Here is a 1784-nt window from a genome sequence, read left to right as displayed (position 1 = left end):
CTACAACAAATAAAATATCTCTTAATAAAAATGAAATAAAATATTTAAAACAAACCCGAGATGCCCTCTTACCAAAGTTAATGAGTGGACAGTTACGAGTTAAGGACTTTAAAGAGAATGCAGTATGAAAGAAAAAGTAATCTTTGATACCAATTTCCTTTATAACAAAAAAGCAACCTCTTTTTTCGGAAATAAAGATGAGTTGATACAGTTTGAAGAAGTAGCAGATATTGTTATTCCTGAAATTGTTATAGAAGAATTAAAAAGTAAATACGCAAGGTCGTTTAAACAAGAGAAAGAGAAGTTTTTTAAAACGCTATTACCAAACCTTATCGAACACAACACCAATGATGTTATAGTTGATTCTAAAATTAAAGAGATAATTGATAAAGAAACTATTTCTTATAAGGTAATAAGGCTTGAAAATTTTGATGTTTTGCCTGAAATGAAACGATTGGCGTTGGAAAAATTACCTCCATTTGAACCATCTGACGGAACAGACAAGGGATTCAAAGACACTTATATTTACTTTACAATTCTTGAATACTTGCAAAATATAACTGACAAATATGTTTTTGTGTGCGTAAAAGATAAACGGTTTAAAAAAGCATTTGATAATCACGACAATATCTATGCTATTGAATCTTATCAAGAATTTTTAGACAATAGGATTGCACAATTTCAAGGGAGTTATTTTCTTGAAAAATTAGAAGAAAATTTGGGCTTTAAAGTTGAAGCCAGTCAAGTAAAGAATTTCTGGCACAACATTGATGACAATAAAAATGTGTTTATAAAAGTTGAAGATGAAGAATATATCGTTGAAGAAGATTCAGGCGAAATTGTTAGTTCATCAAAACCCGAACTTTACAAATCAAATATCGAACAACTTGTTCTTTCAGGGAATTTTGAAACAACCCATAGTACAATCGAACAATTATTACCTTTTGTCAATTACTTCTCAGATGAAGATATTTTAAAGATTTTTAATGCATCATTTTCAAATGAGCAAATAAAGTGGATTATTGAAGATGAAGATGTGAAAGAATTTATAGGCACACTCTACAAAGCTAAAAGTGAACTTGTAGAAAATGATGTTGCTGATTTTTTAAAGGAGAACTTTTTATAATGCCTATGAATCCATTAAACGAAAATACCATAGAACAATCCTTAATTGACCAATTGGTTAGTCAAGGCTACTCCTATTTTAATGGCACAGATATTTCGCCCATTAGCGATAACCCTCAAAGAGAAAACTTTACCTCTGTAATTTTAGAAAAGCATTTTAAAAATTCACTTAAAAAACTAAACCCGACACTACCCGAATCTGCAAGAGTTGAAGCCTACCAAAAGGTAATTAATCTTGGCACTGAAGACATAATGGAAAACAATGAGCGTTTCCATACTTTGCTCACTAATGGCGTAACCGTAGAATATACCAAAGAAGGCAGAACAAAAGGAATTAACGTTAGTTTATTAGATGTTGAAAACCCAGAGAATAATAGTTTTTGGGTCGTTAACCAGTTAGTTGTAAAAGAAAATAACAACGAAAAACGCTTTGATGTTGTCATTTTTGTAAATGGTTTGCCTTTAGTGTTTATTGAACTTAAAAGTGCTTCTGATGAAAAAGCGACATTGCGTAAAGCCTACACGCAAATTCAGAATTACAAAAAGGCAGTACCCAGTATTTTTTATTACAATGCACTTTGTGTTATCTCAGACGGAATAGACGCAACAACATCAAGTATTTCAGCTCCTTTTACTCGTTACCTTTCTTGGAAAGCACC

General features: G+C 31.3%; 2 protein-coding genes. Both read left to right on the top strand.

The genetic code is table 11. The features are described from left to right. Window positions 1-124: 124 nt before the first annotated feature. A complete protein-coding gene (locus PSN35_RS06510; RefSeq protein ID WP_300031114.1) occupies window positions 125-1126 on the top strand; it encodes a PIN domain-containing protein in 1002 nt (333 codons plus the stop codon). Window positions 1127-1131: 5 nt separating this feature from the next. Continuing rightward, a partial coding sequence (locus PSN35_RS06505) for a type I restriction endonuclease (protein ID WP_300031111.1) occupies window positions 1132-1784 on the top strand: 653 nt, incomplete at its 3' end.

This window comes from Candidatus Thioglobus sp. (genome assembly GCF_028599055.1).
In the GTDB taxonomy this organism is placed as follows: Bacteria; Pseudomonadota; Gammaproteobacteria; order PS1; family Pseudothioglobaceae; genus Thioglobus_A.
The sequence above is the reverse complement of the archived record's forward strand: the minus strand, read 5'-3'. Positions and strand labels throughout refer to the sequence as shown.